Source organism: Streptomyces sp. NRRL S-118, from assembly GCF_000716335.1.
Classification (GTDB): domain Bacteria; phylum Actinomycetota; class Actinomycetes; order Streptomycetales; family Streptomycetaceae; genus Streptomyces.
In genome coordinates this window covers 1-26,007 of record NZ_JOBL01000099.1, presented here as the reverse complement: position 1 = coordinate 26,007, position 26,007 = coordinate 1, and the positions used below count along the sequence as shown (strand labels likewise).

The 26,007-nt window shown below is 73.1% G+C and carries 30 protein-coding genes and 1 pseudogene; 16 read left to right on the top strand and 15 right to left on the bottom strand.

The window, feature by feature from the left end; translation table 11 throughout:
• Positions 1-82 precede the first annotated feature (82 nt).
• Entirely contained in the window at positions 83-673 is a 591-nt protein-coding gene (locus IH00_RS0100155; RefSeq protein WP_031068134.1) for a 2'-5' RNA ligase family protein, read from the top strand.
• 38 nt (positions 674-711) lie between these two features.
• Here IH00_RS0100155 and IH00_RS0100150 read toward each other — a convergent pair whose 3' ends face one another.
• Entirely contained in the window at positions 712-1,467 is a 756-nt protein-coding gene (locus IH00_RS0100150; RefSeq protein ID WP_031068132.1) for a decaprenylphospho-beta-D-erythro-pentofuranosid-2-ulose 2-reductase, read from the bottom strand.
• A 12-nt stretch (positions 1,468-1,479) separates the two neighbouring features.
• Positions 1,480-2,826, bottom strand: a complete 1,347-nt coding sequence (locus IH00_RS0100145; RefSeq protein WP_031068130.1) for a decaprenylphosphoryl-beta-D-ribose oxidase — start codon at positions 2,824-2,826, stop codon at positions 1,480-1,482.
• Between the two features lie 171 nt (positions 2,827-2,997).
• Here IH00_RS0100145 and IH00_RS0100140 point away from each other — a divergent pair, with 171 nt between their 5' ends.
• The 4 genes and pseudogenes from IH00_RS0100140 (at position 2,998) to IH00_RS0100125 (ending at position 5,763) form a co-directional block, all read left to right on the top strand.
• Positions 2,998-3,555: a phosphatase PAP2 family protein gene (locus IH00_RS0100140; RefSeq protein WP_052411086.1), complete on the top strand. Its 558-nt coding sequence runs from the start codon at positions 2,998-3,000 to the stop codon at positions 3,553-3,555.
• Entirely contained in the window at positions 3,548-4,459 is a 912-nt protein-coding gene (locus tag IH00_RS0100135; RefSeq protein ID WP_031068126.1) for a decaprenyl-phosphate phosphoribosyltransferase, read from the top strand. Before IH00_RS0100140 ends, IH00_RS0100135 begins: the two co-directional genes overlap by 8 nt.
• Positions 4,420-4,867, top strand: a pseudogene (locus IH00_RS0100130) (GtrA family protein). Before IH00_RS0100135 ends, IH00_RS0100130 begins: the two are co-directional and overlap by 40 nt.
• The gene (locus IH00_RS0100125) at positions 4,855-5,763 is read left to right on the top strand and encodes a YihY/virulence factor BrkB family protein (RefSeq protein ID WP_031068122.1); all 909 of its coding nucleotides are present in this window, start codon (positions 4,855-4,857) and stop codon (positions 5,761-5,763) included. The pseudogene IH00_RS0100130 and the gene IH00_RS0100125 overlap by 13 nt, the downstream one beginning before the upstream one ends.
• Here IH00_RS0100125 and IH00_RS0100120 read toward each other — a convergent pair.
• Positions 5,699-6,940, bottom strand: coding sequence for a D-alanyl-D-alanine carboxypeptidase family protein (locus tag IH00_RS0100120; protein ID WP_324615762.1), 1,242 nt, complete (start codon positions 6,938-6,940; stop codon positions 5,699-5,701). The genes IH00_RS0100125 and IH00_RS0100120 overlap by 65 nt on opposite strands.
• A gap of 94 nt (positions 6,941-7,034) precedes the next feature.
• Here IH00_RS0100120 and IH00_RS43715 point away from each other — a divergent pair, with 94 nt between their 5' ends.
• Together IH00_RS43715 and IH00_RS0100110 are read left to right on the top strand one after the other, a co-directional pair.
• The gene (locus IH00_RS43715) at positions 7,035-7,286 is read left to right on the top strand and encodes an SCO4848 family membrane protein (RefSeq protein WP_031068116.1); all 252 of its coding nucleotides are present in this window, start codon (positions 7,035-7,037) and stop codon (positions 7,284-7,286) included.
• Positions 7,287-7,296: 10 nt separating this feature from the next.
• Positions 7,297-8,634, top strand: coding sequence for a metallophosphoesterase (locus IH00_RS0100110; protein ID WP_031068114.1), 1,338 nt, complete (start codon positions 7,297-7,299; stop codon positions 8,632-8,634).
• Between the two features lie 27 nt (positions 8,635-8,661).
• Here IH00_RS0100110 and IH00_RS0100105 read toward each other — a convergent pair whose 3' ends face one another.
• The 11 genes from IH00_RS0100105 to IH00_RS0100055 form a co-directional block, all read right to left on the bottom strand.
• Positions 8,662-9,294, bottom strand: a complete 633-nt coding sequence (locus IH00_RS0100105; protein ID WP_234334716.1) for a TetR/AcrR family transcriptional regulator — start codon at positions 9,292-9,294, stop codon at positions 8,662-8,664.
• Between the two features lie 161 nt (positions 9,295-9,455).
• Complete coding sequence (locus tag IH00_RS0100100) at positions 9,456-9,899, bottom strand: thiol-disulfide oxidoreductase DCC family protein (protein WP_031068110.1); 444 nt, start codon at positions 9,897-9,899, stop codon at positions 9,456-9,458.
• A gap of 7 nt (positions 9,900-9,906) precedes the next feature.
• Entirely contained in the window at positions 9,907-10,341 is a 435-nt protein-coding gene (locus IH00_RS0100095) for a hypothetical protein (RefSeq protein WP_031068108.1), read from the bottom strand.
• A gap of 151 nt (positions 10,342-10,492) precedes the next feature.
• Positions 10,493-10,684, bottom strand: a complete 192-nt coding sequence (locus tag IH00_RS0100090) for a ferredoxin (RefSeq protein ID WP_031068106.1) — start codon at positions 10,682-10,684, stop codon at positions 10,493-10,495.
• Between the two features lie 13 nt (positions 10,685-10,697).
• Positions 10,698-11,888, bottom strand: coding sequence for a cytochrome P450 (locus tag IH00_RS0100085; protein ID WP_031068103.1), 1,191 nt, complete (start codon positions 11,886-11,888; stop codon positions 10,698-10,700).
• 118 nt (positions 11,889-12,006) lie between these two features.
• Positions 12,007-12,534, bottom strand: coding sequence for a hypothetical protein (locus IH00_RS0100080; protein WP_031068101.1), 528 nt, complete (start codon positions 12,532-12,534; stop codon positions 12,007-12,009).
• Between the two features lie 100 nt (positions 12,535-12,634).
• A complete protein-coding gene (locus IH00_RS0100075) occupies positions 12,635-13,396 on the bottom strand; it encodes a succinate dehydrogenase iron-sulfur subunit (RefSeq protein ID WP_031068099.1) in 762 nt (253 codons plus the stop codon).
• Positions 13,396-15,150, bottom strand: coding sequence for a succinate dehydrogenase flavoprotein subunit (gene sdhA / locus IH00_RS0100070; protein ID WP_031068097.1), 1,755 nt, complete (start codon positions 15,148-15,150; stop codon positions 13,396-13,398). Before sdhA ends, IH00_RS0100075 begins: the two co-directional genes overlap by 1 nt.
• Positions 15,151-15,172: 22 nt before the next feature.
• Entirely contained in the window at positions 15,173-15,649 is a 477-nt protein-coding gene (locus IH00_RS0100065; RefSeq protein WP_031068095.1) for a succinate dehydrogenase hydrophobic membrane anchor subunit, read from the bottom strand.
• 8 nt (positions 15,650-15,657) lie between these two features.
• On the bottom strand, positions 15,658-16,038 hold the full coding sequence (gene sdhC / locus IH00_RS0100060) for a succinate dehydrogenase, cytochrome b556 subunit (RefSeq protein WP_031068093.1): 381 nt from the start codon (positions 16,036-16,038) through the stop codon (positions 15,658-15,660).
• 146 nt (positions 16,039-16,184) lie between these two features.
• Entirely contained in the window at positions 16,185-16,844 is a 660-nt protein-coding gene (locus IH00_RS0100055) for a 2-oxo-4-hydroxy-4-carboxy-5-ureidoimidazoline decarboxylase (protein WP_078887469.1), read from the bottom strand.
• A 164-nt stretch (positions 16,845-17,008) separates the two neighbouring features.
• Here IH00_RS0100055 and IH00_RS0100050 point away from each other — a divergent pair, with 164 nt between their 5' ends.
• The 9 genes from IH00_RS0100050 (at position 17,009) to IH00_RS0100010 (ending at position 24,710) form a co-directional block, all read left to right on the top strand.
• Positions 17,009-18,637 (top strand): beta-N-acetylhexosaminidase, encoded by a 1,629-nt coding sequence (locus tag IH00_RS0100050; protein WP_420710841.1) that lies wholly within the window; start codon positions 17,009-17,011, stop codon positions 18,635-18,637.
• A gap of 103 nt (positions 18,638-18,740) precedes the next feature.
• On the top strand, positions 18,741-19,433 hold the full coding sequence (locus IH00_RS0100045) for a DUF4328 domain-containing protein (protein WP_158827589.1): 693 nt from the start codon (positions 18,741-18,743) through the stop codon (positions 19,431-19,433).
• Positions 19,434-19,594: 161 nt separating this feature from the next.
• Positions 19,595-20,149, top strand: a complete 555-nt coding sequence (locus IH00_RS41525; protein WP_031068085.1) for a hypothetical protein — start codon at positions 19,595-19,597, stop codon at positions 20,147-20,149.
• A 71-nt stretch (positions 20,150-20,220) separates the two neighbouring features.
• Entirely contained in the window at positions 20,221-20,547 is a 327-nt protein-coding gene (locus IH00_RS0100035) for a hypothetical protein (protein WP_158827587.1), read from the top strand.
• A gap of 253 nt (positions 20,548-20,800) precedes the next feature.
• Positions 20,801-21,262, top strand: coding sequence for a hypothetical protein (locus tag IH00_RS0100030; protein WP_031068081.1), 462 nt, complete (start codon positions 20,801-20,803; stop codon positions 21,260-21,262).
• Positions 21,263-21,296: 34 nt separating this feature from the next.
• Positions 21,297-21,857 (top strand): RNA polymerase sigma factor, encoded by a 561-nt coding sequence (locus IH00_RS0100025; protein WP_031068080.1) that lies wholly within the window; start codon positions 21,297-21,299, stop codon positions 21,855-21,857.
• A complete protein-coding gene (locus IH00_RS0100020; RefSeq protein ID WP_052411083.1) occupies positions 21,854-22,567 on the top strand; it encodes a hypothetical protein in 714 nt (237 codons plus the stop codon). The genes IH00_RS0100025 and IH00_RS0100020 overlap by 4 nt, the downstream gene beginning before the upstream one ends.
• A 248-nt stretch (positions 22,568-22,815) precedes the next feature.
• Complete coding sequence (locus tag IH00_RS0100015) at positions 22,816-23,496, top strand: RNA polymerase sigma factor (RefSeq protein ID WP_031068075.1); 681 nt, start codon at positions 22,816-22,818, stop codon at positions 23,494-23,496.
• On the top strand, positions 23,496-24,710 hold the full coding sequence (locus IH00_RS0100010; protein WP_031068072.1) for a hypothetical protein: 1,215 nt from the start codon (positions 23,496-23,498) through the stop codon (positions 24,708-24,710). Before IH00_RS0100015 ends, IH00_RS0100010 begins: the two co-directional genes overlap by 1 nt.
• Positions 24,711-24,913: 203 nt before the next feature.
• Here the strand turns inward: IH00_RS0100010 and IH00_RS0100005 are convergent, their stop codons facing one another.
• The gene (locus tag IH00_RS0100005; RefSeq protein WP_234334710.1) at positions 24,914-25,768 is read right to left on the bottom strand and encodes a L,D-transpeptidase family protein; all 855 of its coding nucleotides are present in this window, start codon (positions 25,766-25,768) and stop codon (positions 24,914-24,916) included.
• Between the last annotated feature and the right edge of the window lie 239 nt (positions 25,769-26,007).

Below are 26,007 nucleotides of genomic sequence, written 5' to 3'. Positions count from 1 at the left end.
CCCGCCACACTGGCGGCGCACCGGTCGCGCCGCGACGGCACCGACCGGACGGACGACCGTACCGAGGAGAACGGAGAACGACGTGGGGACCGTAACGCTCGGCGTTTCGATCGCGGTCCCGGAGCCCTACGGCAGCCTGCTCCAGGAGCGGCGCGCGGGCTTCGGGGATCCCGCCGCGCACGGCATCCCCACGCACGTCACCCTCCTGCCGCCGACCGTGGTCGACGCGGGGCGGCTGCCCGCGGTCCGCGCGCACCTGGCGGCCGTCGCGGCGGCCGGCCGCTCGTTCCCGATGCGGCTGAGCGGCACGGGCACGTTCCGGCCGCTGTCGCCGGTCGTGTTCGTCCAGGTCGTGGAGGGTGCGTCGGCGTGCTCCTGGCTGCAGCGGCAGGTCCGTGACGCCTCCGGTCCATTGGCGCGCGAGCTGGCCTTCCCGTACCACCCGCACGTGACGGTGGCGCACGGCATCCCCGACGAGGCGATGGACCGGGCGTACGAGGAACTCGCCGGCTTCGAGGCGGCGTGGACGGTCGGCTCCTTCGCGCTCTACGAGCAGGGCTCGGACGGTGTGTGGCGCGAGCTGTACGAGTACGAGTTCGGCGCCGGCCGGACGTCCAAGGGGGTGCCCGCGCAGGGCTCACCGGTGGACGAGCCGGCCGCCACGCGCACGTAGGCCGCCGGGCGCGCACGGGCCCGCCGCGCCGCGGGGCGTCACAGCGGCAGGCGGCGGAACAGCGGGCGCGGCAGGTGCCGCAGGACGGACATCACCGGACGCAGGGCGCCCGGCACCCAGATGGTCTCCGACCGGCGCCGCAGGCCGTGCTCGATCGCGTGCGCCACGGCCTCGGGGGTCGTGGCGAGCGGAGGCTCCTCGCGTCCCGCCGTCATCCTCGTCCGGACGAAGCCGGGCCTGACCACCATGACGTGCACGCCCGTGCCGTGCAGGGCGTCACCCAGGCCCTGGGCGAAGGCGTCGAGCCCGGCCTTGCTGGAGCCATACACGAAATTGGCGCGACGGGCCCGCTCGGCGGCCACGGAGGACAGCACCACCAGGGAGCCGTGGCCCTGCGCGCGCAGTGCGTTCGCGCAGGTCAGGCCCGCCGAGACGGCCCCGGTGTAGTTCGTCCGGGCGACCTGGACGGCGGCGGGCGGGGTGGCTTCGTCGTGGACCTGGTCGCCCAGCACGCCGAACGCCAGCAGCACCATGTCGAGGTCGCCCTCGGCGAACACCTTGCCGAGGACCTCCTCGTGCGCGGCGGTGTCGAGCGCGTCGAACGCCACGGTGCGGGCGTCGGCGCCGAGCTCCCGCAGGGACGCGGCGGCCGCGTCCAGGGCGGGCGAGGGGCGCCCGGCGAGCCACACCGTACGGGTGCGGCGGGCGATCAGGCGGCGGGCGGTGGCCAGCCCGATGGCGGACGTGCCGCCCAGGACGAGGAGGGACTGCGGGCTGCCGAAGGCGTCCTTCATGACGGTGTGCTCCTACAACGCGAGGCGGCGGGCGAGGTCCGAGGTGAAGACCGCGCGCGGGTCCAGCTGCGCGCGCAGGGCCAGGAAGTCGGGGAGGCGGGGGTACATGGTCCGCAGGGTGTCCGGGCGGAGCCGGGAGTCCTTGGCGAGGTAGACCCGGCCGCCCGCCGCCGCCACCTCGTCGTCGAGCTCGTCCAGGAAGGGCCCGAGGCCCGGCAGCCCGGCCGGGATGTCCAGCGCCAGCGTCCAGCCCGGCATGGGGAACGACAGCCAGCCCGGGTCGGCCGCGCCGAAGCGCTTGAGCACGGCGAGGAAGGAGGGGCAGCCGCGTCGCGAGATGCGCCGCACGACGCGGCGCAGCGCGTCCTCCTGCCCGTACGGGACGACGAACTGGTACTGGACGAAGCCGGCGCGGCCGTAGACGCGGTTCCAGTGCGGGACGCCGTCCAGGGGGTGGAAGAACGCCGGGATCCGCTGCAGGCGGCCGGTGCTGCGGCGGCGGGGGGCCTTGCGGTACCAGAGCTCGTTGAAGGCGCGGACGGTGGAGCGGTTGAGCAGGCCGTCCGGTACGAGGCCGGGAGCCGGGGGCAGCCGGCCGGTGCGGAAGCCCGGCGGACGGCGCCGGGCGGCGGCCGGGAGGGCGTCGTACGGGGCGTGGTCGCCGCGGGTGAGGACGGCGCGGCCGGTCGCGGCGCCGCGCGCGAGCAGGTCGATCCAGGCGACGGAGTAGCGGTAGCGGTGGTCGGTGGCGGTCAGACGCGCCATCAGGTCGTCGAGGTCGCGGGCGCGTTCGGTGTCGACGGACATCAGGGACGTCTCGACGGGCAGGAGCCGGACCGTGGCGGAGAGGATCACGCCGGTGAGGCCCATGCCGCCCGCGGTGGCGTCGAAGAGGTCGGTGCCGGGCGGGACGGTGCGGACCGTGCCGTCGGCGGTGAGGAGTTCCAGGCCGCGGACGTGGCGGCTGAAGGAACCGGAGACGTGGTGGTTCTTGCCGTGGATGTCGGCGGCGACGGCTCCGCCGACGGTGACGTACCGGGTGCCGGGGGTGACCGGGACGAACCAGCCCAGCGGGAGCAGGACCTCCATCAGGCGGTGCAGGCTGACGCCGGCGTCGCAGACCACGACGCCCGCCTCGGCGTCGACGGAGCGGATGCGGTCGAGGGCGGTCATGTCGAGGACGGCGCCGCCGGCGTTCTGCGCCGCGTCGCCGTAGGCCCGGCCGAGGCCGCGGGCGATGCTCCCGCGGGCGCCGCAGGCCCGGACGGCGGCGGCCGCCTCCTCGTGGGTGCGGGGGCGGACGACACGGGCGACGGTGGGGGCGGTGCGGCCCCAGCCGGTGAGGGGCTCGGTGGGCATGGGGGTGACGGTATAGCCGTAAAAGTCGCCTTTGGCGGTTTTCTGGGCTGACTCGCCGAAATGGGTGATTAAACGAGTGTCATGAAAGATTGCCGTGCGGCACGGCGGGCGGCGGGCGAGAGTCGCGGTCGGTGGACGCACCCGGAGGTGCGTCGAGGGAAGGGGTGGCGGATGCGACACGTCGACCACCGCCTGCTGGCCGCCGCACGCGACTGCGGACACCGCAGTCCGGCGACGGCGGCGGCCGCGCGGGCGCTGTCGTTGAGCGGCGAGCACGGCGCGCTCTGGCTCGTGGCGGGCCTCGCGGGCGCCGCGGCCGACCGGGAGCGGCGCCGGGCGTGGCTGCGGGCCACCGCGCTGACCGGTGCGGCGCACGCGGTGAGCATGGGGGTGAAGCGGCTGGTGCGCCGGCCCCGGCCGGACGGCGGCGCCGCGCTCGTGCGGACCGCGGGGCGCCACTCCTTCCCCAGCTCCCACGCCACCTCGGCGACCGCCGCGGCCCTGCTCTTCGGCGCCCTGAGCCCCGGTGCCCGCCGGCTGGCCGCTCCCGTGGCGGCCGCGATGTGCGTCTCCCGTCTGGTGGTGGGTGTCCACTACCCGACGGACGTCGTCGCCGGCGCGCTGCTGGGCGCGGCGACGGCGACGACCGGCGCGCGATGGGCGATGCGTGACGTTCCCGCCCGCCCGCTCCTGCGCGGCCGGGCCCCCGGGGTGTGGTCACGTGGGTGAGCGCGGGGTCGCGGTGGTGGAGGCCCCGCCGCGCGGGGCGGGGCGGGGCGTGGGCTTCGGGGTGCTGCGGGCCGCCCGTCCGCGGCAGTGGGTCAAGAACGTGCTCGTGGTCGCCGCGCCGGCCGCCGCCGGGGAACTCGTGTCGCGGCACACGGCGCTCCAGCTCGGTGTCGTGTTCCTGCTGTTCACGGCCGCCGCCTCGGCCGTCTACCTGATCAACGACGCCCGCGACGCCGACGCCGACCGCGCGCACCCGGTCAAGTGCCGCCGGCCCGTCGCCGCCGGCGAGGTGCCGGTGCCGGTCGCGTACGGGACGGGGGCCGTCCTGGCGTCCGGCGCGGTCGTGGCGGGCGCCGTGCTGTGCACGCCCATGACGGCCGCGCTCCTCGCCGCGTACCTCGCCATGCAACTGGCGTACTGCCTGCGCCTCAAGCACGTCCTCGTCGTCGACCTCGCGGTGGTCACGACCGGTTTCGTGATGCGCGCGATGATCGGCGGAGTGGCGCTCGGCATCCCGCTCTCCCGCTGGTTCCTCATCACCACCGGCTTCGGCGCGCTCTTCATGGTCTCCGCCAAGCGCTACTCGGAGGCCGTGCAGATGGCGGGCCGCAAGGGCGAGACCCGCCTTCTGCTGACCGAGTACACGACCGGCTACCTCCGCTTCGTCTGGCAGCTCGCCGCCGGCGTCGCCGTCCTCGGCTACTGCCTCTGGGCCCTGGAGCACACCGGCACCTGGCGGCAGCTCTCCATGATCGCCTTCATCCTCGCCGTCCTGCGCTACGCCGTCTTCGCCGACCGCGGCGCCGCGGGCGCCCCCGAGGACGTGGTGCTGCGCGACCGGCCCCTCGCGGTCATCGGGGCCGTGTGGACGGCGATGTACGGGATGGCGGTCGCCGGCCTGTGAGGAAGCGCGAACTCCTGGGCTTCCTGGGCGTGGGAGGTGTCGCGTACGCCGCGGACCTCGCCCTGTTCCTGCTCCTGAGACCGGGTCTCGACCCGCTTCCCGCCAAGGGCCTGTCCTTCCTCGCCGGCTGCACCGTCGCCTACCTCGGCAACGCCCTCGGCACCTACCGCCGCCGGCGCGTCCGCCTGCGCGAATACGGGGTCTTCTTCGGCGTGAACCTCGCCGGCGCCGCCGTCCAGGCGGCCTGCCTCGGTGTGTCGCACTACGGCCTCGGGCTCACGTCCCCGCTCGCGGACACCGTCTCCGGGCTGGGCGTCGGCATGGTCCTCGCCACCTGCCTGCGTTTCTGGGGGACGAGGACCCTGGTCTTCGCCGCCAGGGGGTAGACGGGCCCCATGGACTGGCTGACCAAGCTCCCCCTCATCGGCCCCTGGGCCGCGCGGCTGATGCGCACGCACGCCTGGCGTTCGTACGAGACCCTCGACCACGTCCACTGGACGCGGCTGGCCGCCGCGATCACCTTCACGAGCTTCGTCGCGCTCTTCCCGCTGATCGCCGTCGCCGCCGCCGTCGGCGCCGCGCTCCTCAGCGACGCGCAACTGCGCAGCATCGAGCAGCGCCTGGCCGAGCAGGTGCCCGGCATCTCCGACCAGCTCGACCTCGACTCCCTGATCGCCAACGCCGGCACGGTCGGGCTGGTCGCCGGCGCCGTCCTGCTGTTCACCGGCATCAACTGGGTCGGCTCCATGCGCGACTGCCTGCGCGCCGTCTGGAGCTGCGACGACACCGAGGAGGAGAACCCCTTCGTCCGCAAGGGCAAGGACGCCGTCGTCCTCGGCGGCCTCGGCCTGACCGGGCTGGCCTCGCTCGCCGCCTCGGCCCTCGGCTCCACCGCCGTCGGCTGGACCGCCGAGCGGCTCGGCATCCACGGGACCGGCGCCGGTGGGGTGCTCCTGCAGACCGGCGCCCTCGCGGTCGCCGTCCTCGCCGACTTCCTGATCCTGCTGTACCTGCTGTCGCTGCTGCCGGGCGTCCAGCCGCCGCGCCGCCGCCTCGTCGTCGCGGGGCTGATCGGCGCGGTCGGCTTCGAGGCGCTGAAGCTGCTGCTCGGCGGCTACATGAGCAGCGTGGCGACGAAGTCGATGTACGGCGCCTTCGGCGTGCCGGTCGCGCTGCTGCTGTGGATCAACTTCACCGCCAAGCTGCTGCTGTTCTGCGCCGCGTGGACGGCGACGAGCTCTAGGCGTCCTCCGGCCCCGGACGGCGGCGGCGTACCAGATCGGGCAGCGGCCAGCGCCGGTTGACCAGGTACACCGCGCCCGCCAGCAGCACCAGCACCCCGCCGGCCACCGCCAGCGCGATCCCCACGCCGTCGCCGCCGCCGGCCTGCGAGGCGGCGACGGGCGCCTTGGTCGCCTCGCCGTTGCCCGTCTCGATCTGCTTCGTCGTGTCCGTGCCCGTGCGCGCGGACTTCGGCGGCACCAGCTCACCGACCGGCCGGACCTTCCCCGCCGCGGAGAAGCCCCAGTCCAGCAGCCGCGCGGCCTCCTTGTAGACGGCGTGGCTCTCCTTCGCCGACGGGTTCATCACCGTCACCAGGAGCACCTTGCCGTTGCGTTCGGCGACACCCGTGAAGGTCGCACCGGCGTGCGTCGTACTGCCGTTCTTCACGCCCGCGATGCCCTTGTACGGTGTGATGCCGTAGTCACCGGTCAGCAGCCGGTTGGTGTTCTGGATCTCGAACACCTCGCGCTTCTTGCCGGGCTTCAGCTCGCCGGGGAACTTGGCCCGGGGCGTCGAGCAGTATTCCCGGAAGTCCTTGTTCTGCATGCCGCTGCGGGCGATGAGCGTGAGGTCGTACGCGGAGGAGACCTGGCCCTCGGCGTCGTAGCCGTCGGGCGAGACGACGTGGGTGTCCAGCGCCTGCAGCTCGTCGGCCCGGTCGTTCATCTCCTTGACGGTCTTCTTGATGCCGCCGTTGATCTCGGACAGTACGTGCACGGCGTCGTTGCCGGAGCGCAGGAAGACGCCCAGCCACAGGTCGTGGACGGTGTAGCTCTGCTTCTCCTTCACCCCGACCAGACTGGAGCCCTCCCCGACCTTCGCCAGGTCCTTCTGGGTGACCAGGTGGGTCTGCGTCCGGGGGAGCCTGGGCAGCAGCGTGTCCGCGAAGAGCATCTTCAGGGTGGAGGCCGGCGGCAGCCGCCAGTGCGCGTTGTGCGAGGCCAGCACGTCCCCGGTCTCGGCGTCCGCGACGATCCACGAGCGGCCCGTCACCTCCTTCGGCAGGACCGGCACACCGGGCGCCAGGTTCACCTGGGTGCCGGGCCGTCCGAGTGCCTTGCCGCCGACCGTGGACATCAGGGCGGGCGGTTTCGGCTGCGTGTCGTCCTTCGGGGCCGCGGACGCGGGGGCGGCGGTGAGGGCAGGCAGCAGCGCGGCGGCTGTGACCGTCAATGCGGTCTTTTTCAGAGCAGACACGATCGAGAACGTACAGGGACCGCCCATGTTTGGTGTCACCACCCACACCCGACCCGGGGCACGACACGCCGCCGACGGCGGTGATACTTGCTCCATGAAGCTCAGCCGCTCCGCCTCCTGGTTCCTGCTCGCCTTCGGGGTGTGGAGCTGGGTCATCTGGGTCACTTTCATCAAGAATCTCTGGAACGACGCGAGCGGTCTCGCCTTCGACGACGCGGGTGACCCGACGGCGTACTTCTGGGTCCATCTGTTGCTCGCCCTGACGTCCTTTGTTCTGGGGACGGTCGTCGGGGTCATCGGGTTGCGTGGCGTGCGCGCGGTGCGGCGCGGCTCACGCGACGCATAGGGGGTTTGCCGTGCTCGTCCTGCTGCTGCTCGTCCTGGTCCTCGGGCTGCTGGGCGTCGTCCACCGGTACGTGTGGCGGCGCCTGGTGCGCGATGTGACCGTGCCCGGAAGCCCGGCGCGACGGGCGGGCACGGCGGCCGCCGTCGTGCTGCCGCTGCTCTCGCTGGGCGCGCTGACCGCGGGCCGGGCGGGCGCGCCCTTCTGGCTCCAGAGCGCGCTGGCCTGGCCGGGGTTCCTGTGGCTGGCGGTGCTGCTGTACGTGGTGCTGGCGCTGCTGGTGGGGGAGGCCGTACGCCCGCTGCTGCTGCGCCGGCTGGAGCGGCGCGCCGCCGCCGGGACCCCGGTGGCCGCGCCGCCGCGGGACCGGGCCGCCGTGGAGGAGCCGCACCCGGCGACCGTGCCGCCCGCGCCCGCGGCTCCGGCGCCGCCCGCGGGCCACGCCGCTGCCGCTCCGGCCGACGGGGCCGACGCTGCGGCGCCGACCGCCGGTCCGGCTCCGGTGCCGGGGGAGCGGGGCGGGGAGCTCGGCAGACGGCTCTTCGTCGCGCGGGTCGTCGGCGGCGCGGCGGCCGGTGCCGCCCTCGCCACCGTCGGGTACGGCACGTACGGCGTCCTGCGCGGCCCGCGCGTCAAGCGGGTGACGGTGCCGCTCGCCAAGCTGGGACGGCGCGTCCACGGCTACCGCATCGCGGTGGTGAGCGACATCCACCTCGGCCCCATCCTCGGACGCGCCCACACGCAGCGGATCGTCGACACGATCAACGCCACCCAGCCCGACCTCGTCGCGGTCGTCGGGGACATGGTCGACGGCAGCGTCGAGGACCTGGGCCCGGCCGCCGAGCCGCTGGCCCGGCTGCGCGCCCGCGACGGCGCCTTCTTCGTCACCGGCAACCACGAGTACTTCTCCGGCGCCGAGCAGTGGGTGGACCATGTCCGCGAGCTGGGCCTGCGCCCGCTGCCCAACGAGCGGGTCGAGCTGTCCGGCTTCGATCTCGCCGGGGTCAACGACGTCGCGGGCGCCGCCCACGGCGACGGCCCCGACTTCGCCGCCGCCCTCGGGGACCGGGACCGCACCCGGGCCGCCGTGCTCCTCGCCCACCAGCCGGTCGTCATCCACGACGCCGTTCGCCACGGGGTGGACCTCCAGCTGTCCGGCCACACCCACGGCGGACAGCTCTGGCCCGGGAACTTCCTCGCCGACCTCGCCAACCCCACCGTCGCCGGTCTGGAGCGGTACGGGGACACCCAGCTCTACGTGTCGCGCGGAGCCGGCGCCTGGGGCCCGCCCGTCCGGGTGGGCGCGCCCTCGGACATCACGGTCGTCGAGCTCGCGGCGAAGAGCGCGTAGAGCGCACAGGGCACGGGGAGGCGACCCTCAGAGGCGGCCGGGGAGGAACTCCTCCAGGACCTCGTGCACCTGGCGCACCATCGGCCGCAGCACCCGGAAGCGGGAGAGGGCGATGGCGCGCGCGGCGATGGGGGCGGTGCGCTCGACGAGGCGGCGGCTGCGCTCGGTGCCCTCCGTCCGGTCGTACACCCAGAACAGCACCAGGCCCATCTGCATCAGCCACATCAGATGGGGCAGCATGTCGGCCAGTTCCGGCGCGGTCCTGGTGTCCGAGCCGGACAGGACCCGCCGGTGGATCGAGATCGCGGCCTCGCGCGCGGCGACGGACTCCGCCGAGAAGGGGCTGAGCGGGCTCTCGGGGTCGGCGGCGTTCTTGAAGAACTGGGTCGCGAAGCGGTGGTACGGCTCCGCGACGTCCAGCCAGGTCAGCAGGGAGTCGCGGATGCGGACGGCGAGGTCCTTGTCGCCGGTGAGGACCGGCTGCACGGCCACCTCGTGCTCGGCGGCCAGCCGGTCGTAGAAGCCCTGGACGAGGTGTTCCTTGGAAGAGAAGTAGTAGTACGCGTTGCCGACGGAGACGCCCGCCTCCTGGGCGATGGCGCGCATCGTCGTCCGGTCGAAGCCGCGCTCCTGGAACAGCCGGAGCGCGGTCTCGAGGATGAGGGTGCGGGTCTGCTCGCTGCGGGGGGCCTTGGAGCCCTTCGCGCCCCCGGCGGCCGGCGCGGTCCCGGCCGCCCCGGCCGCCTTCGCCTTCCTCGGCGTCCTTGCCGTCACGTCGGTCTCGTCCCTCTGGTCCTTCTCTTCCGTCACGGTGTCCGAGCCTAGCCGGGCGTTCGGGGCGTCCCGGCCGGTACCTCGCACCCGCCGTCCCGGCAGCCCGGGTCCGGTGCCCCCGTTCCCGTCGCCGCCCGCCACTTGGCGGCCGCGAGGACCGTGACCCGGGCGAACGGCAGGCCGGCCGGGGTGGCGAGCCAGTGGGCCTTGGGCCGGTGCTCGGCGAGCGCCCACAGGCAGACGATCCAGGCCGCGGTGGAGCGGTAGATCTGGCCGGCGTCACCGATGACGGTGATCTCCTCCAGCGTCGCCCGGTGGTCCAGCCCGGGGAACCTGCGCCGGGCCTCCTCCGAGCCCGCGGGCACCAGGTCCAGCGGGACCAGCTGGGGCTGGCGCAGCAGCCAGTGCCGCAGGTGGACGCAGAGCGGGCACTGCGCGTCGTACAGCACGGTCAGCCGCTTCACGGGCGTTCGCACCCCCGGGGTGCCCATGGCTCGCTCACGCCCCCCGCACGGGCGCGGCCCAGGGGCCGTTGCCGCCCTGGCCGGTCCACCCCTGCGGCGGCACCGGCGGCACCTGCTCGCGCTCCATGGTCCCGCGCCGCCGGATCTTGTTGAGCACGTAGACGTTGGCCAGGTGCATCGCACCCAGCACGAGCAGGACGACCCCGAGCTTCACCGACAGCGCCTCGAAGAGCTGCCGGGCGTCGCGCACGGCCTCGTCCTGGCTCAGGTACAGGGCGACGAAGCCGAAGTTGACCAGGTAGAAGCCGACCACCAGCAGGTGGTTGACGGCCTCGGCGAGCTTCTCGTTGCCGTGCAGTACGTCGGCGAGGAAGATCCGTCCGTTCCGGCTCAGCGTGCGGGCTACCCAGACCGTGAGCGCCACGCTGATCAGCAGGTAGACGACATACGCGATGACAGTGAGGTCCATGCCCCACCCTCCCTTGAACGCGTTCAAAAGCTGTTGGTCATGACTCTAGACCTCTGTCTGAACGCGTTCAAGTCGGGGTGGGTGTCCGCGACGGCATGCGAAAGGGCGGTCCGGGACCGAGGTCCCGGACCGCCCCGGCGGGCGCGCTCCGTCAGTCGGCGACTTCGATCGCCCGCACCGGACAGCCGCGCGCGGCCTCCCGTACCAGCGGCTCGCCGCCGCCGTCCTCCCGTCCGGGCACCAGCGCCCCGAAGCCGTCGTCGTCCTGGGTGAAGACGCCCGGCGCCGTCAGGGCGCACTGCCCCGCACCGATGCAGACGTCATGGTCGATGGAGATTCGCATACCGGACATCAACTCACCACGTCACGGGGAGTTCCAGCATCCCCTGGATCGTGTCGCCCGGCTTGAAGGGGATCTCCTCGGCCGGAACCGCCAGCCGCAGCCCCGGCAGCCGCCCGAACAGCGTCCGCAGCGCGATCTCCATCTCCGCCCGGGCCAGGTTCTGCCCCAGGCACTGGTGGATGCCGAACCCGAACGCCACGTGGTGCCGGGCCGGGCGGTGCCAGTCGAGCGTGTCCGGTTCGGCGTACGCGGCCGTGTCCCGGTTGATGACGGAGGTCGAGAAGACCACGCCCTCGTTCGCCCGGATGGTGACGCCCGCGATCTCGATGTCGTCCGTCGCCAGGCGCAGCATCCCGTCCGCGATCGACAGGAACCGCAGCAGCTCCTCCACGGCGGCCGGCATCAGCGACGGATCGGCCTTCAGTTCTGCCAGCCGCTCCGGGTGCCGGAGCAGCGTGAAGGTGCCCAGCGAGATCATGTTCGCCGTGGTCTCGTGGCCGGCGACGAGCAGGACGGTGGCGAGCTGCACCAGTCCGTCCCGGTCCAGGTGCCCCTGCGCGAGCTGCTGGGCGACCAGGTCGTCGAGCACGCCCGTCCCGGGCTTGTCGCGTTTCCGGTCGACCAGATCGCCGAGGTAGCCCTCCAGCTGGCGGCGGGCGTCGTCGGCGTCCTCGCCCGTCGGGCCCCGCAGGATCCGGCGCGACTGCGCCTCGAAGAAGTCGTGGTCCGCGTACGGCACGCCGAGGAGCTCGCAGATCACTATGGACGGCACCGGCAGCGCGAACGCGGAGACCAGTTCGGCCGGCGGCCCCTGCTCGACCATCGCGTCGAGCAGTTCATCCACGGTCTGCTGGATGCGCGGCCGCAGGTCGACCGTGCGCTTGAGGGAGAAGCTCGGGATCAGCATCCGCCGCTGGACGTTGTGCTCCGGGTCGTCGTAGCCGAGCAGGGCGGGCTTGCGGCGCTGGCGCACGGTGGCGAACCGCTGGGAGGGGAAGGGGAAAGCCTCATGGGTGAAGTCGGTGGACAGCCTCTGGTCGGTCAGGAGCTGCCGGGCGACGGCGTGTCCGGTGACGACCCATGCCGAGCGGCCGTCGTACAGCGTGACGCGGGAGAGCGGCCGCTGCTCGCGCAGCGGCTCGTAGCCGGTGGGGGGATGGTAGGGGCAGGCGCGGTCCTGGGGGAACGCGACGGCTTCCGTCATGGTGGCCTCGCAAGCTGGGGATCGGTCCGCGAAGGGAATCGCCGATCTCCACTACATGCCCGAGGCACCTAATCGGTCTATGCGGAGTTCGGCCAAACCACCGGTACGAAGGACGCCGTCACAGGCTCAGCGACCGCGCGTAGTTGATCTGCCCCATCACCACGTGGAAGGACTCGGGCCCCGTGGCCGGGATCAGCGTGGAGTGGTGGCGGCCGCCGCTGGTCACCGTCACCTGGATGAAGCCGACGGTGTGACGCTCCTTCATCAGCAGGAACAGCAGGCCCAGCAGGCAGAAGACCGCGAAGACGACCGCCAGCACGATCGCGTGCTGCGGGATCCTCTCCTCCGTGCGCGACATGTCGGTGGCGTTCCACACCGCACCCTTGAGCGGCAGGGGACCGGCCGGCGTCACGATGGAGTCCGACAACACGGTGATGTCACCCAGGGAGAGCAGTGGGACCCCCGGGGCACCCCCCGCCGGCACGACCGGGAACCGCTGCGGCTGGCCGTGACCCGGCACCGCGCCCGGCTGCCCGTACCCGGCGCCCGGCTGCCCGTACCCGTTCCCCGGGAAGCCGTACCCGGTCCCCGGAGGCGGCGGACCCCACGTGTACTCCCCGTCCGCGTACGGATTCGGCTCGCTCATCTCCACCCGTCCTCGGTTGCCGCCTGCCGGCATCGGCGAAGGCCCGTTCCTGTACGGCTGAGCGTACAGAAACGGGCCTTCCCCGGAGCGTGTCGGACGATCAGTAGCGACGCGTGATCAGCGCGCGCTTCACTTCCTGGATCGCCTTGGTGATCTCGATGCCGCGCGGGCACGCCTCCGTGCAGTTGAACGTGGTGCGGCAGCGCCACACGCCGTCCTTGTCGTTGAGGATCTCCAGCCGCTGCTCCCCGGCCTCGTCGCGCGAGTCGAAGATGAAGCGGTGCGCGTTGACGATGGCGGCCGGACCGAAGTACTGGCCGTCGTTCCAGAACACCGGGCAGGACGACGTGCACGCGGCGCACAGGATGCACTTGGTGGTGTCGTCGAACCGCTCGCGGTCCTCCGCGGACTGGATCCGCTCACGCGTCGGCTCGTTGCCCTTGGTGATGAGGAAGGGCATCACGTCGCGGTACGCCTGGAAGAACGGCTCCATGTCCACGACCAGGTCCTTGAGGACGGTCAGGCCCTTGATGGCCTCGATCGTGATGGGCTTCTCCGGGTTGATGTCCTTGATCAGCGTCTTGCAGGCGAGCCTGTTCTTGCCGTTGATCCGCATCGCGTCGGAGCCGCAGATGCCGTGCGCGCAGGAGCGCCGGAAGGTGAGCGAGCCGTCGAGGTCCCACTTGATCTTGTGGAGACCGTCGAGCACGCGCTCCTTCGGGTCGATCTCGATCCGGAAGTCCTGCCACTGGGCCTCGTCGGAGACCTCGGGGTTGAAGCGGCGGATCCGGAAGGTGACCGTGATGTACGGCGAGGCGGCCTTGGCCACCGCCTCGGCCTTGTCCATGACGGGGGTAGCCATCAGTACTTACGCTCCATCGGCTGGTAGCGGGTCTGGACGACCGGCTTGTAGTCGAGGCGGACGGTCTCGGTGCCGTCGTCGCCGACCTCGCGGTACGCCATGGTGTGGCGCATGAAGTTGACGTCGTCGCGGTTGGGGTAGTCCTCGCGGTAGTGACCGCCGCGGGACTCCTTGCGGGCCAGGGCGGAGACGGCCATGACCTCGGCGAGGTCGAGCAGGTTGCCCAGCTCGATGGCTTCCAGCAGGTCCGTGTTGAACCGCTTGCCCTTGTCCTGGATGGCGACGTTCTTGTACCGCTCGCGCAGCTCCGCGATCTTCTCGACCGCCGTCTTGATCGTCTGCTCGGTGCGGAACACCATCACGTTGGCGTCCATCGTCTCCTGCAGCTCCTTGCGCAGCACGGAGACCCGCTCGCTGCCGGTGGAGTTGCGCAGGCGCTCGACCTGCTCCTGGACGAAGGAGGCCGGGTTCTCGGGCAGCTCGACGTAGTCGGCCTTCGCCGAGTACTCGGCGGCCGCGATACCGGCGCGCTTGCCGAAGACGTTGATGTCCAGCAGCGAGTTGGTGCCCAGGCGGTTGGCGCCGTGCACCGACACGCAGGCCACCTCGCCGGCGGCGTACAGGCCCGGCACGACGGTGGTGTTGTCCGCCAGGACCTCACCCTCGACATTGGTCGGGATGCCGCCCATGGCGTAGTGCGCGGTCGGCTGGATCGGGATCGGGTCCGTGTACGGCTCGATGCCGAGGTACGTACGGGCGAACTCGGTGATGTCCGGGAGCTTGGCGTCCAGCTGCTCCGGCGGCAGGTGGGTCAGGTCCAGGTAGACGTGGTCGCCCTCGGGGCCGCAGCCGCGGCCCTCGCGGATCTCCGTGTAGATGGAGCGCGAGACGACGTCACGCGACGCCAGGTCCTTCATGACGGGCGCGTACTTCTCCATGAAGCGCTCGCCGTCCTTGTTGCGCAGGATGCCGCCCTCACCGCGGGCGCCCTCCGTGAGCAGGATGCCCATGCGCCAGATGCCCGTCGGGTGGAACTGGAAGAACTCCATGTCCTCCAGCGGCAGACCGCGCCGGTAGCAGGCGGCCTGGCCGTCACCGGTCAGGGTGTGCGCGTTGGAGGTCACCTTGAAGAACTTGCCGGTGCCGCCGGACGCGTAGATCACGGCCTTCGCCTGGAAGACGTGGATCTCGCCGGTGGCCAGCTCGTAGGCGACCACACCGGCGGACTTCTTGACGCCGTCGACCTCGGTGATCAGCTGGTCCAGGACGTAGAACTCGTTGAAGAACTCCACGCCCTCCTTGACGCAGTTCTGGTACAGCGTCTGGAGGATCATGTGACCGGTGCGGTCCGCGGCGTAGCAGGACCGGCGGACCGGCGCCTCGCCGTGGTTGCGGGAGTGGCCGCCGAAGCGGCGCTGGTCGATGGTGCCGTCCGGGGTCCGGTTGAACGGCAGGCCCATCTTCTCCAGGTCGAGGACGGCGTCGATGGCCTCCTTCGCCAGGATCTCGGCGGCGTCCTGGTCGACCAGGTAGTCACCGCCCTTGACCGTGTCGAAGGTGTGCCACTCCCAGTTGTCCTCCTCCACGTTCGCCAGCGCGGCGGCCATGCCGCCCTGCGCGGCGCCCGTGTGGGAGCGGGTGGGGTAGAGCTTGGTCAGCACGGCGGTACGGCTGCGCTTCGTCGCCTCGATGGCGGCGCGCATGCCCGCGCCGCCGGCGCCGACGATGACGGTGTCGTACTTGTGGATCTTCATGCGGATTTCCTCAGCCCCGTGCCTAGCGGATGTTCGGGTCGAAGGTGAAGATCACCAGCGTGCCCAGAAGGATGGTGAACACCGTGGCGGTGTACAGCAGGCCCTTGAGCCACAGGCGCGTGTTCGGGCGTTCGGCGTAGTCGTTGATGACGGTACGCAGGCCGTTCGCGCCGTGCAGCATGGCCAGCCACAGCATCAGCAGGTCCCAGACCTGCCAGAACGGGGACGCCCAGCGGCCGGCCACGAAGGCGAAGCCGATCTTGGAGACGCCGCCGTCCAGCACGAGCTGGATCAGCAGGTGGCCGATGACCAGGACGACGAGGACGACGCCGGACAGGCGCATGAAGAGCCACGCGGCCATCTCGAAGTTGCCGCGGGTCGACTTCGGGGTCTTCGCGGTCCGCTTGCGCGGCGGTTCGATGAGCGGGGCGGGGTTGTCCACGTCGTAGAGGCTCACGCCCTCGACGGGACCGACCGCGGAAGTGGTGTCAGTGGACATGTCTGGCGTCAGCTCCCGAACAGTTCACGTGCGGCGTGGCCGAGGACGGGGTAGATGGCGCCCGCCATCAGCACGATCCAGAGGGCCATCACGGTCCAGAGCATCTGCTTCTGGTAGCGGGGTCCCTTGGACCAGAAGTCCACGGCGATCACACGGAGACCATTGAGCGCGTGGAAGAGGATGGCCGCGACGAGGCCGTACTCCAGCAGCGCGACGAGCGGCGTCTTGTACGTGGCGACGACGTCGTCGTAGGCCTCGGGCGAGACGCGGACGAGAGCGGTGTCCAGTACGTGTACGAACAGGAAGAAGAAGATGAGGACGCCGGTGACTCGATGAGCCACCCACGACCACATGCCTTCCCGGCCGCGGTACAGCGTTCCAGCCGGCACGGAAAAACCCTCCGGGAGCGGGATTGGGGCCGGCCGGCTTCAGTGTCGGTCTGGCCCGGCCGGGTACGGTCCACCGGCCCTGGTCATCGTAGCGACGACTTGTCGGTTCGCTCGCCCGGGGTACGCCAGTGTGATCAAACAGGCAATCAAACGAGCACGAATGGGCTATCCGGGTGCCCGGAATCCATGACGAGGCGGGACAATCTCGCCCGGACGAGGCGCCTCAGTTCATCGGCGGAGACCGCCCGCTCCTCGTCCGGCTCGTGGTTCAGGCGGCAGCGGATCCCGGACAGCACCTGGTCGACGTGCTCCTCGCGCCGGTATCCGTCGAGGCAGATCACGAAGGCGTGTCCGAAGCGGCCCCGGTACGCCGCGTGCGCGGCCTCCAGGGCGGTGCGCGCGGCGGCGGGCGTGCCGGGCGGCAGCACGGGCGGGGCTTCGTCGGCCAGCGCCTCGGCAAGGTCGGCGGCGGAGAGGTCGTAGCCCGCTTCGTCGGCGGCCGCGAGCAGGGCGTCCAGCGTGGGGTAGGGGCGGTGGGCGGCGATGCGGCGTCCCCAGCGGCGGCTGCCGCAGCAGGCGAGCAGCGCGGTCTCGGCCGCGTCGCGCGGGGCGGTGTTGAACCGGGCGAGCCCCGCGGGGGTGCGCCCTTCCGGGGCGCGGGCCTCGCGCAGCCGCAGGTCGCGGGGACGGACGTCCCGCACGCCGCGTACGTCGGGGGCCGGCCCCCCGGGGACGTGCGTCAGGAGGCGGGTGCCGGGTATGGCGGACGGTCGTTCCGGGGCGCCTGCGGTGGGTTCGCCGGCCATCGTGGGCTCCTCGAACAGACAGCGGGAAAGTGTGGGAAACCTGTGAGGGAAGCGACACAAGGTTACACAGGGTGAGCGTGAGCTGTTCGTGAGATGCGGGAACTTCACCCGGACGGGAGAGTTTCAGTACAGGTCCTGGACGGAAATGCGACGGAGGTGGTCGCGTGAGCGGCGTGATACGGCATGCAAGGCGTTCGACAGCGGGTCTGGTCGCGGTGGTGGCGCTGTCCCTCGCCGCGTCGGGGTGCACGGACGGTGACGGACGCGGTTCCGCCACCGCGGGCGCGACCCGGGCCCAGCCCGGCACCACCGTCCCCACGCAGCCCCGGGCCCCGTCCCCGACGCCCACCCCGACCCGGAGCTACCCGCTCTCCTCCGAGCCGCGCACCATCCCCTCCGTACGCGAGCACGAACCCGGACGCGGCCCCGGCTGGAAGCCCGGCACCGGCAGCGCGGTCGTCCTCGCCAAGGGCAGCGGTGTCCTGGCCGACGAGGCCCGTCTCCTGGCCCGCGAGCTCAAGGCCGGCTACCGCGGGGAGAGCGCCGCCCGCCCCGGCGACGTCGAGCTGGCGCTGCGGACCGGGCAGAGCGGCGGCGCCGAGTCGTACACCCTGGTCGCCCGCGACGGCCGGGTACGGATATCCGGGCCCGACGAGGCGGGGGTCTTCTACGGCACCCGGACCCTGAAGCAGGCACTGCGTTCCGGCGGCATCGTGCCCGAAGGGGTGATCCGCGACCGGCCGGCCCGGCCGCAGCGCGGACTCATGGTCGACATCGCCCGCAAGCACTTCACCGCCGGGTGGATCGAGGCACGGCTGCGCGAGATGGCCGACCTCAAGCTGAACCAGCTGGGGCTGCACTTCTCCGACGACCAGGCCTTCCGCATCGAGTCCACCTCGCACCCCGAGGTGGTGGCGCGCGAGCACCTCACCAAGGCCGAGGTGCGGCGCATCGTGGCGCTGGCCCGCAGCCTCCACATCCAGGTCGTCCCCGAGATCGACTCGCCCGGGCACCTGGGCGCGGTGATCGCCGCGCACCCCGGCCTCCAGCTGCGCAGCGCCGGCGGCTCCGCCCCGCGCGGTGCGATCGACATCGCGAACCCGGCCGCCGCGCGGATCGTCGACGACCTGCTGCGCGAGTACGTGGCGCTCTTCCCGGGCGCGTACTGGCATCTGGGCGCCGACGAGTACGTGGCGCTGATGTCGCGCGACCCGGAGGCGACCTACCCGGGCCTGGCGGCGGCGGCGCGCCGCGCGTACGGCCCCCGGGCGCGGGTGCAGGACCTCGCCACCGGCTGGCTCAACGCCCGGGCGGCGGTGGTGCGGCCGACCGGCAAGCGGATGCGCGCGTGGAACGACGGCTTCTTCCGCGGCGGTGTGGTCACCCCCGCCAAGGACATCGACGTGGCGTACTGGACGGGCCGGGAGATCGGCGCGCGGCCGCCGGTCGAGTACCTCCGCGAGGGCCGCCGGCTGATCAACTACAACGACGAGTACCTCTATTACGTGCTCGGTGAGCCGAACCGGTTCACGTATCCCACGGGGCGCCGCATCTACCAGGAGTGGACGCCGCTCGTCGTCCGCGGCACGTCGCCGGTCCCGCAGCGGTACTCGGGGCAGATCCTCGGCGGCAGCTTCGCGGTGTGGTGCGACCGCGCCAACGCCCAGACCCAGGAGCAGGTGGCGTCCGGCATCCGCATGCCGCTGCGCGCGACGGCCCAGAAGCTCTGGGACGCCGACCGCCCGCCCCTGACCTGGGACGCGTTCAGGAACCTGGCGGGCAAGCTGGGCTGAGGCCCCTGGGGTACGGTGCGCGGACGGCCGAACCTGGCCGTGTACATGACGGCCTGTGGGACGGGCCGTCCGCGATCCGTCACCCCGGGGGGTCCTCGTGTCCGTGCTCCGTTCACCCGTCGGCCTGAGCAAGGCGGTGGTCGTGCTGCTCGCCGCGGTGGCGGCCGTCGACTGCGCCATGATCTACGGCCACTACTCCTTGTACCGCCTGATGGGCGAGCGGGAACGGAAGGGTGCGCCGGCGTCCGGGAGCGATGTGGCCGACGATCCGCTGACGAGCGCGGTCGCCGTCCTCGGGGCGTGCCTCTTCCTCGCCACAGCCGTGGTCTTCATCGTCTGGTTCCACCGGGTCCGCGTGAACGCGGGCGTCTTCGCGCCCGAGCACTTCGGCAGCGGGCCGGGCTGGGCGATCGGGGCGTGGTTCATACCCGTCGCCAACGCCGTCATCCCGTGCCGGATCGCGCACCAGAGCTGGCACGCGAGCAGGCGCGACCCCGACCGCCGGGCCGGGAAGGGGGAGCGGCCCACCGTGGTGAAGGTGTGGTGGCTGCTGTGGCTCGCGGCCTCGGTGACGGACTACCTGGCGTGGTCCGCGTACGACGACGCCGTGACCCGGAAGTTCCTGGACGGTGTGGACCCCGCGTCCGTGCGGGCGGCCTGCGTGGCGCTGATGGTCGCGGCGGTCCTCGACATGGTGGCCGCGCTCTTCGCCGCCCTCTTCGTACGCCGTCTGACGGCGATGCAGGACGCCAAGGCCCTCAGGGGGCCGGCCCCGGCCGTGCCGGCCGGGGCGTGAGCCCGGGGGGCATGCGGGCCCCGCGCCGCGGCTCAGGGGTCATGGAGTCGTGGCGAGGTGTGCGCCCGTCGCCGAGGTGATGTCTCCGGACACCGGGGTGACGAATTCCCGCTGGTCGGCGCAGTAAGGGAGAAGGAGCGCGTCCGCGACGGGAGACCCCCATGAGCCAGAGCCTGGTGGAACTGATCGAGCACGCCGATGAACGCGGACTGGCCGCCTCCGCGCTGGCCTGTCTCGACCGCTGCCTGCCCCTCCTCGACCCCGCGCCCGCCGACGAGGTCCTGCGCGCCCTGTGGGCGGCGGTCGCCCGCGGCGAGGACGGCTGGGCCGGGCGGCTCGCCGAGGCGCAGGACACCGTGGCACGGGACGGGGAGCCGGCGGACGACGAGGGGGCGCTCGTCCGGAGGATGCTCGGCGACGCGCCGCGGGTCTGGGCGCGGGAACCGCTCGCCCGGTGGGCCGACGCCTGCTCGCTCACCGCGCTCGCGCTCCACCAGCGGCTGGAGCCCGGCTCCTCGGGGACCCCGGAGCGCTGCCGCGCGGGTGATCCGGACGGCGCCGGGCCCCTGGTCGACGGCGAACTGCGCCGCCAGATCCGGATCCTGGAGGTGCTGGCGGCCGGCGGTGCGGGCGGCCTGCGGCTGACCCGGGACATCACCGCCGAGGGGCGGCGGGTCCTGCGGGCCGTCGTCTCCCGCCGCGCCCGCAGCGCGTGACGGTGCCGCGCCGGGCCATGCTGGTAGGGGGACTCCCCACCGGTCGGTGACGGCGCGCAAGGAGGTCGGCGATGACTGCGGGGCGGCGTGTGGATCCGGTGCAGATCCTCGCCAGGGTCGGCGACACCGAGCCGGACGCGGGCGGGAACGAAGAGGCGTACCAGGAGTGGCTCTACCTCGCCCGCGCGGCCGGGTGGGAGGTGGCGGAGAGCACCGGCTTCCGGGAGCCCCGCGACGGCGGTACGGAGTGCGGGCTCGTCACCGTCGAGGGCCTGGCGTACCGCGTCCACTACGGCCCCAGAGCCCGTCTGGACCTGGCGGAGGGCGCGCCGGTGCTGGGCTACGCCGCGTGGGCGGAACCCGTACGGGACGACGACCGGCCGGGCGCCGGCGCCTGACCGCAGCCCACGGGCGCCGTCGTCGGCGGCCTGTCGCGGGCGGCTCGGTCCCCGGCGCCGGCGGCGGACGCCGCGCCGGCCGGTGCGAACCCGATGTGGTCCAGCGGGTCCTCGTCCGGCCGGATCCGGTGGCGTCATGCGGGGCTGACACCCGGACCGCCGCAGGGTTGTACGGGATCCGGGACGTCGCGCTATGACAACCGCCACGCCCGTCCCGCGTGACACTGCCGGCTCGCGCGTCGCTTGGTTTCACATGGATGGGGACTTCAGCACACTGCCCGAGGCGCGGGACCTGCGCCCCTGGGTGACCCGCTTCGTGGCGACGCTCACCGAGCGGAACCGGCTGCCGCTCGACTACACGGTGGCCAGTCTGCGGCTGGTCGACCTCGTGGTCGACGGGCTGCGCCGCGAACAGCCGGACAGAGCACGGGTCGAAACGATTCTGCGAGGGCTCGGCGCGTACACCGGCGAAGTCGTCGTGCGGCGCGCGGGGGCGCGCTGGATCGACTTCGACGAGGAGCAGCGCGCCTGGTTCGGGCAGCCGGTCGGCATCCGGATGCCCGACGGGCGGGCCTGGAACCCGCTGGGCAAGGTGGCGAACCGCTTCGAGGCCGGCCCCGAGGAATCCGTGCAGCGGTTCTACCTGCTGCTGCACGGCCGCGCAGGGCGCAGGGTGGCCGCTGTGACACTTCCGGGCGGCCGGACGCAGAGCTAGGAAGGGGGGAAGCAACCGGCACGAAGAGGGAAGTGTGGGGGCGTACGACGCGGAACTCGGCGCTGCCGTCGAGCGCGCCCAGCAGGGCGACGAGCAGGCGTTCGCGCGCGCGTACCGCCTGGTCCATCCCGGGCTGCTCGGGTACGTGCGCGGGCTCGTCGGCGACGACGCCGAGGACGTGGCCGCCGACGCCTGGCTGGAGATCGCCCGCGACCTCGGGCGGTTCCGGGGCGACGGGGCCGGCTTCCGCGGCTGGACGGCGACCATCGCCCGGCACCGGGCACTGGATCACCTGCGCAAGCAGAGGCGCAGTCCGCCCACCACCCTCATCGAGCAGGACGTACTGGAGGTGCCCGGCGGTCAGGACACGGCCGCCGCGGCGCTGGAGTCCCTGTCGACCGGGCAGGCGCTCGAACTGATCCGCGGGCTGCCGCGCGAGCAGGCCGAGGCGGTGCTGCTGCGGGTCGTCGTGGGGCTGGACGGACCCGCGACCGCGCGGGTCCTGGGCAAGCGGCAGGGAGCGGTGCGCACCGCCGCGTACCGAGGTCTGAAGAAACTCGCCGGGCGACTGGCGCAGGGCGGAGCAACACCATGAGACGGGACACGGACGGACCGCGCGGGCCGGCGGCGGCACTGCTGGCGGCCGCCGTGCGGGGCGACGGCGCCGTCGACCCGCGAGGCGAGGAGCGCGTGCTGGCCGCCTTCCGCGCGGCGCGCGACGAGGGCGCGCACGCGGGACGCAGGACCCGGCGGCGCGACGACTGGCGGCCCGGCCGCGAGCAGCGGCGCCGCCGGTCGGCGCGGGCGACCGCCCTGGGGCTGGCGGCGACGGTGCTGCTGGGCGGGGTCGCGGTGGCCGGGCAGACCGGGGCGATCGACTCGCCGTTCGGCGGTGGTGACGGCGGCGGCGCGGTGCCCGGGACGGCACCGGCGTCCACCCCGGCGCACACGACCCCCGGCACTCCGCACGCGGAGGGCGAGCGGCGGCCGTCCGGGCCGGCACCCACCGCAAGGCCGGGGAAGCCGGGGCCCGGCGACACCCGCCGGGAACGGGCCGGGGACGGGGACGGGTCCGGGGACGACGGGGGCCAGGGCACCCCGCCCAGGCCCGCCAGGAAGGCCGGGGACGGCGGCGCGGACGGCGGAACCGGCACGGGAGACAGCGGTACCGGGACCGGGGCCGCGACCGGGAGGACCGGGGAGGACGCCGGAGGCGCCGGACGGGACGGCGGAGGCGGGAAGGGCGGCGACAGCGGCCGCGACGACACCGGCGGACAGCCGGCCGGCGGGGAGGGACGACCGTGATCTCAGGAGGACGACCGGGGCCGCCACCCCCCACAGGAGAGGCCCCGGTCGCCGTCCACGGGTCCGCGGTACGGCCCCGTACTCCTATCAGCGCCGCGCGTGCGTTTTCTGTCACACCCCGGTTCGTCAGCGGAACGTTGCAAGTTGTACAAGACATGGACGTGAAGCCGCAGGACCACGTAGCGTGCTGCTGCGCGCTGGGCGGAGCGGCAAGGGTGACCAGCCGCGATGACGAACAGGTTGTGGGAGTGCTGGGGGACGACGCGGAGCTGACCGCCGCGGTGCTCGCGGCACAGGACGGGGACGAAGACGCCTTCCGGACTGTGTACCGCGCCGTGCATCCGCGGTTGCTCGGCTACATACGCACGCTGGTCGGTGACGCGGACGCGGAGGATGTGGCGTCCGAGTCCTGGCTGCAGATAGCGCGCGACCTCGACCGGTTCGGCGGGGACGCCGACCGCTTCCGCGGCTGGGCGGCACGCATCGCCCGCAACCGCGCGCTCGACCACCTCCGCATGCGGGGCAGGCGCCCCGCCGTCGGCGGGGACGAGACGGAGCTCACCGACAAGCCGGCCGAGTCCGACACCGCGGTCGAGGCGATGGAAGCCCTGGCCACCGGCCGCACCATGGATCTGATCTCGCAGCTCCCCCAGGACCAGGCCGAAGCCGTCATCCTGCGCGTCGTCGTCGGCCTGGACGCCAAGACCGCCGCGAAGACGCTCGGCAAACGCCCCGGCGCCGTACGCACCGCGGCGCACCGGGGACTGAAGCGGCTCGCGGAGCTGCTGGGTCCGGAAGTCTCCCCGCCCGGCGCCGGAGAACCCGGGGCACCCCTGGGTGCCGTACCGCCACAACCCGGGCCCCGCAGGGGTTCCGTGGCGCGAACGGGTGTGACGCATTGGCGCTCGCGGACGCAGAAGGACATGTGATGGCCGACGAGCGGGACGAGTGGCTCGACCAGGATGCGGCGGAGCGACTGCTGCGTGGCGAACCGGTCGACCCTGTCGACGTTCGCGCGCGCGAACAGGCCCGCAGACTGACCGAAGCGCTGGAAGCGGTACGGGCCGGGCTGCCGGCCACCTCGCCGGTGCCCGGGGAGGAGGCGGCGCTCGCCGCCTTCCGTGCGGCCCGTGAGGCCAGGGAGACCTCGGAGGCGCGAGCCGCCGGCGCCTCCTCCGCGTCCTCGGGCGCGGACCTCGGGGCCGTGCGGCTCCGGTCCGGGCGGCCCCGCAAGCAGCTGCGCGGCCGCTGGGCGCGGCCCGTCCGCTGGGGCCTTGCCGCGTCGGTCGCCGGGCTCGCCGCCGGCGGTGTGGCGGTCGCCGCCAGCACCGGCGTCCTGCCCGTCCTGGGCGACGACCGGCGGCCGCTGCCCGCGTCGTCCTCCGCCGCCACGCCGGGTCCGCTGCGCTCCGGAGAGCCTGCGGACGGCACGGGGTCGGCCGGCCCCGACGCACCGTCCGGCCCGGGGAGCCTGCCGCCCACCGGCCCCGTGTCGCCCACGCCGTCGGCCCCGGGCGCGACGGTGCCGGGCGGCCCCGGGCAGGGCGACGACAACGTTTCCGGGGGAACCGGCGGCACCGGCACCGGTGACTCCGGCACCGGCGGCCCGGACGCCGGATCCGGCACCGGGAGCTGGTACACCCGTACCGTGCAGGCATGCCGCGACCATCGCGAGGGCCGGCTCGGCACCGACGGGCGCCGCCACCTGGAGCTGTCGGCCAAGGGGGACACCGTCACCACGTTCTGCGACAAGCTGCTCGGCGCCGGTACGCGCAGCGGGGGCACGCTCTCCGGCGGCAGTACGGGCCGTACGGGCGGCTCCGGTGGTTCGGGCGGCTCCGGCGGTGAGGACGGCGACGCCTCGGGCGGTGCCGGGGACGACAGCGACCGAGGCCCCGACGGCAGCAAGACCGGCAGCAAGCCGGGCGGCACCGGCGGCAAGGGCGGCACGGGCACCGGCAGGACCGACCCGGGCGCCGGCAAGGGCGGCACGGGCGGGGGCAAGGGCGGCAAGGGCCGTACGCACGTCTCGCCCGCCGCCATGCCCCGGCCCGGGAGCCCGGTCGCGCCCGTCACTCCCGCCCCGGCCGCCGCCGAGGCCCCGGCCGACACCGCCGCCCCGCAGCCCGCACAGGCCGTCTGACCTGCGCTTTTGCTGCCGCTGCAAAAAACTTCCCGCAGGGTGTGACGTTTTTCGGCCCCGTGACGCAGTACTGAGTGAGCCGACTGGTCATCGGCAGCGCTGCAAGAGCCGGGGTTCCCCCCGTACCTACGGCTCAGCGCATATGGCGCGGGCGGGGCACGTTCCCCCGGTCCCGCCCGCGCCCTCTCTCCACCGGCGAGCGCCTACCAGTGGACGACGACCTTGTCGCCGACCTTCACCTGGTCGAAGAGCGCCGCGAGCTTCTCCCTGTCCCGGACGTTGACGCAGCCGTGCGAGCCGCCGTTGTAGCCGCGCGCCGCGAAGTCCGAGGAGTAGTGCACCGCCTGGCCCCGGCTGAAGAACATCGAGTACGGCATGTCCGAGTGGTACAGGGTCGACTTCCAGGTCCGCTCCTTGCGGTCGACCTTGAAGATGCCCTCGCGCGTCGGGGTGTTGACCGAGCCGAAGCGCACGTCCATGGCCGAGACGACCTTGCCGTCGATCATCCACGCCAGGGTCCGGCTCTCCTTGCTGATGCAGAGCACCCGTCCGGTCATGCAGCGCGCGTCCGGCGCGTCCAGCTCGTTGGTGGTCGGCGGGCGCAGCTCGTCGGCGGTCGGCGTGCGCGTGGCGCCGGCCAGCGATCGCCAGGTGGCCTCGTCGACCGTGCCGGTGACCGGCAGGTTCTGCTTGCGCTGGAAGGACGAGACGGCCTTCGCGGTCATCGAGCCGTAGAACGAGGTGGGGCTGCGGTGGAAGTGGCCGGCCTGGCGCAGTCGCGCCTGGAGCTCGCGGACCTGCTCGTTCTCGGTGCCTTCGGCCATCAGCACCTTCTTCCGCGGGGAGGCGGAGGCGGCCGGGGACCCCGACGGCGACGGCCGTGACGACGGCGTCGCGGAGGGCTTCGTGCCGTCCGCCGCGGGCGACGGGGTCCCGGTGGTGGCCGGCGGTGCGGACGGCGCGTCGGCGCCCACGGCCTGGGCCGTGCAGCCGGTGGCGGCCAGCGCGACGACGGCCATGGCCGGCACCACTCTGCGTATGACGGACGTACGGTGCATGGAGAGCCCCCCGAATCGACTTCGACTCCCTAGGGGATGCATCACGGGCGTGCTTGGTTGCGCACCGCGGAGGATGCTGTGAGGAAGGTCCCAGCGTGCGCCTCTCCACCGGCCGCACGCCCACCGCTACAGTCCGTCGCGAGGGTCGGTACCTGCGAGTAGGGTCTATCGGAAGGCACAGCACATGGCGCGCGAGTCGGAGTCGGGACTGCCCATCGAGCCGGTGTACGGACCGGATG

Bases quoted from the DNA above. Each gene is read 5' to 3' on its own strand.
- IH00_RS43715 (WP_031068116.1), top strand. From the start codon at position 7,035: ATGAAGCTCAGCCGCTCCGCCTCCTGGTTCCTGCTCGCCTTCGGGGTG.
- IH00_RS0100080 (WP_031068101.1), bottom strand. From the start codon at position 12,534: ATGAGCGAGCCGAATCCGTACGCGGACGGGGAGTACACGTGGGGTCCG.
- IH00_RS0100035 (WP_158827587.1), top strand. From the start codon at position 20,221: ATGACTGCGGGGCGGCGTGTGGATCCGGTGCAGATCCTCGCCAGGGTC.
- IH00_RS0100005 (WP_234334710.1), bottom strand. From the start codon at position 25,768: ATGCACCGTACGTCCGTCATACGCAGAGTGGTGCCGGCCATGGCCGTC.
- IH00_RS0100085 (WP_031068103.1), bottom strand. From the start codon at position 11,888: ATGACGGAAGCCGTCGCGTTCCCCCAGGACCGCGCCTGCCCCTACCAT.
- IH00_RS0100145 (WP_031068130.1), bottom strand. From the start codon at position 2,826: ATGCCCACCGAGCCCCTCACCGGCTGGGGCCGCACCGCCCCCACCGTC.
- IH00_RS0100030 (WP_031068081.1), top strand. From the start codon at position 20,801: ATGGATGGGGACTTCAGCACACTGCCCGAGGCGCGGGACCTGCGCCCC.
- IH00_RS0100095 (WP_031068108.1), bottom strand. From the start codon at position 10,341: ATGGACCTCACTGTCATCGCGTATGTCGTCTACCTGCTGATCAGCGTG.
- sdhA (WP_031068097.1), bottom strand. From the start codon at position 15,150: ATGAAGATCCACAAGTACGACACCGTCATCGTCGGCGCCGGCGGCGCG.
- IH00_RS0100065 (WP_031068095.1), bottom strand. From the start codon at position 15,649: ATGTCCACTGACACCACTTCCGCGGTCGGTCCCGTCGAGGGCGTGAGC.
- IH00_RS0100150 (WP_031068132.1), bottom strand. From the start codon at position 1,467: ATGAAGGACGCCTTCGGCAGCCCGCAGTCCCTCCTCGTCCTGGGCGGC.
- IH00_RS0100140 (WP_052411086.1), top strand. From the start codon at position 2,998: ATGCGACACGTCGACCACCGCCTGCTGGCCGCCGCACGCGACTGCGGA.
- IH00_RS41525 (WP_031068085.1), top strand. From the start codon at position 19,595: ATGAGCCAGAGCCTGGTGGAACTGATCGAGCACGCCGATGAACGCGGA.
- IH00_RS0100100 (WP_031068110.1), bottom strand. From the start codon at position 9,899: ATGGGCACCCCGGGGGTGCGAACGCCCGTGAAGCGGCTGACCGTGCTG.
- IH00_RS0100090 (WP_031068106.1), bottom strand. From the start codon at position 10,684: ATGCGAATCTCCATCGACCATGACGTCTGCATCGGTGCGGGGCAGTGC.
- IH00_RS0100125 (WP_031068122.1), top strand. From the start codon at position 4,855: ATGGACTGGCTGACCAAGCTCCCCCTCATCGGCCCCTGGGCCGCGCGG.
- IH00_RS0100055 (WP_078887469.1), bottom strand. From the start codon at position 16,844: ATGGCCGGCGAACCCACCGCAGGCGCCCCGGAACGACCGTCCGCCATA.
- IH00_RS0100010 (WP_031068072.1), top strand. From the start codon at position 23,496: ATGGCCGACGAGCGGGACGAGTGGCTCGACCAGGATGCGGCGGAGCGA.
- IH00_RS0100020 (WP_052411083.1), top strand. From the start codon at position 21,854: ATGAGACGGGACACGGACGGACCGCGCGGGCCGGCGGCGGCACTGCTG.
- IH00_RS0100075 (WP_031068099.1), bottom strand. From the start codon at position 13,396: ATGGCTACCCCCGTCATGGACAAGGCCGAGGCGGTGGCCAAGGCCGCC.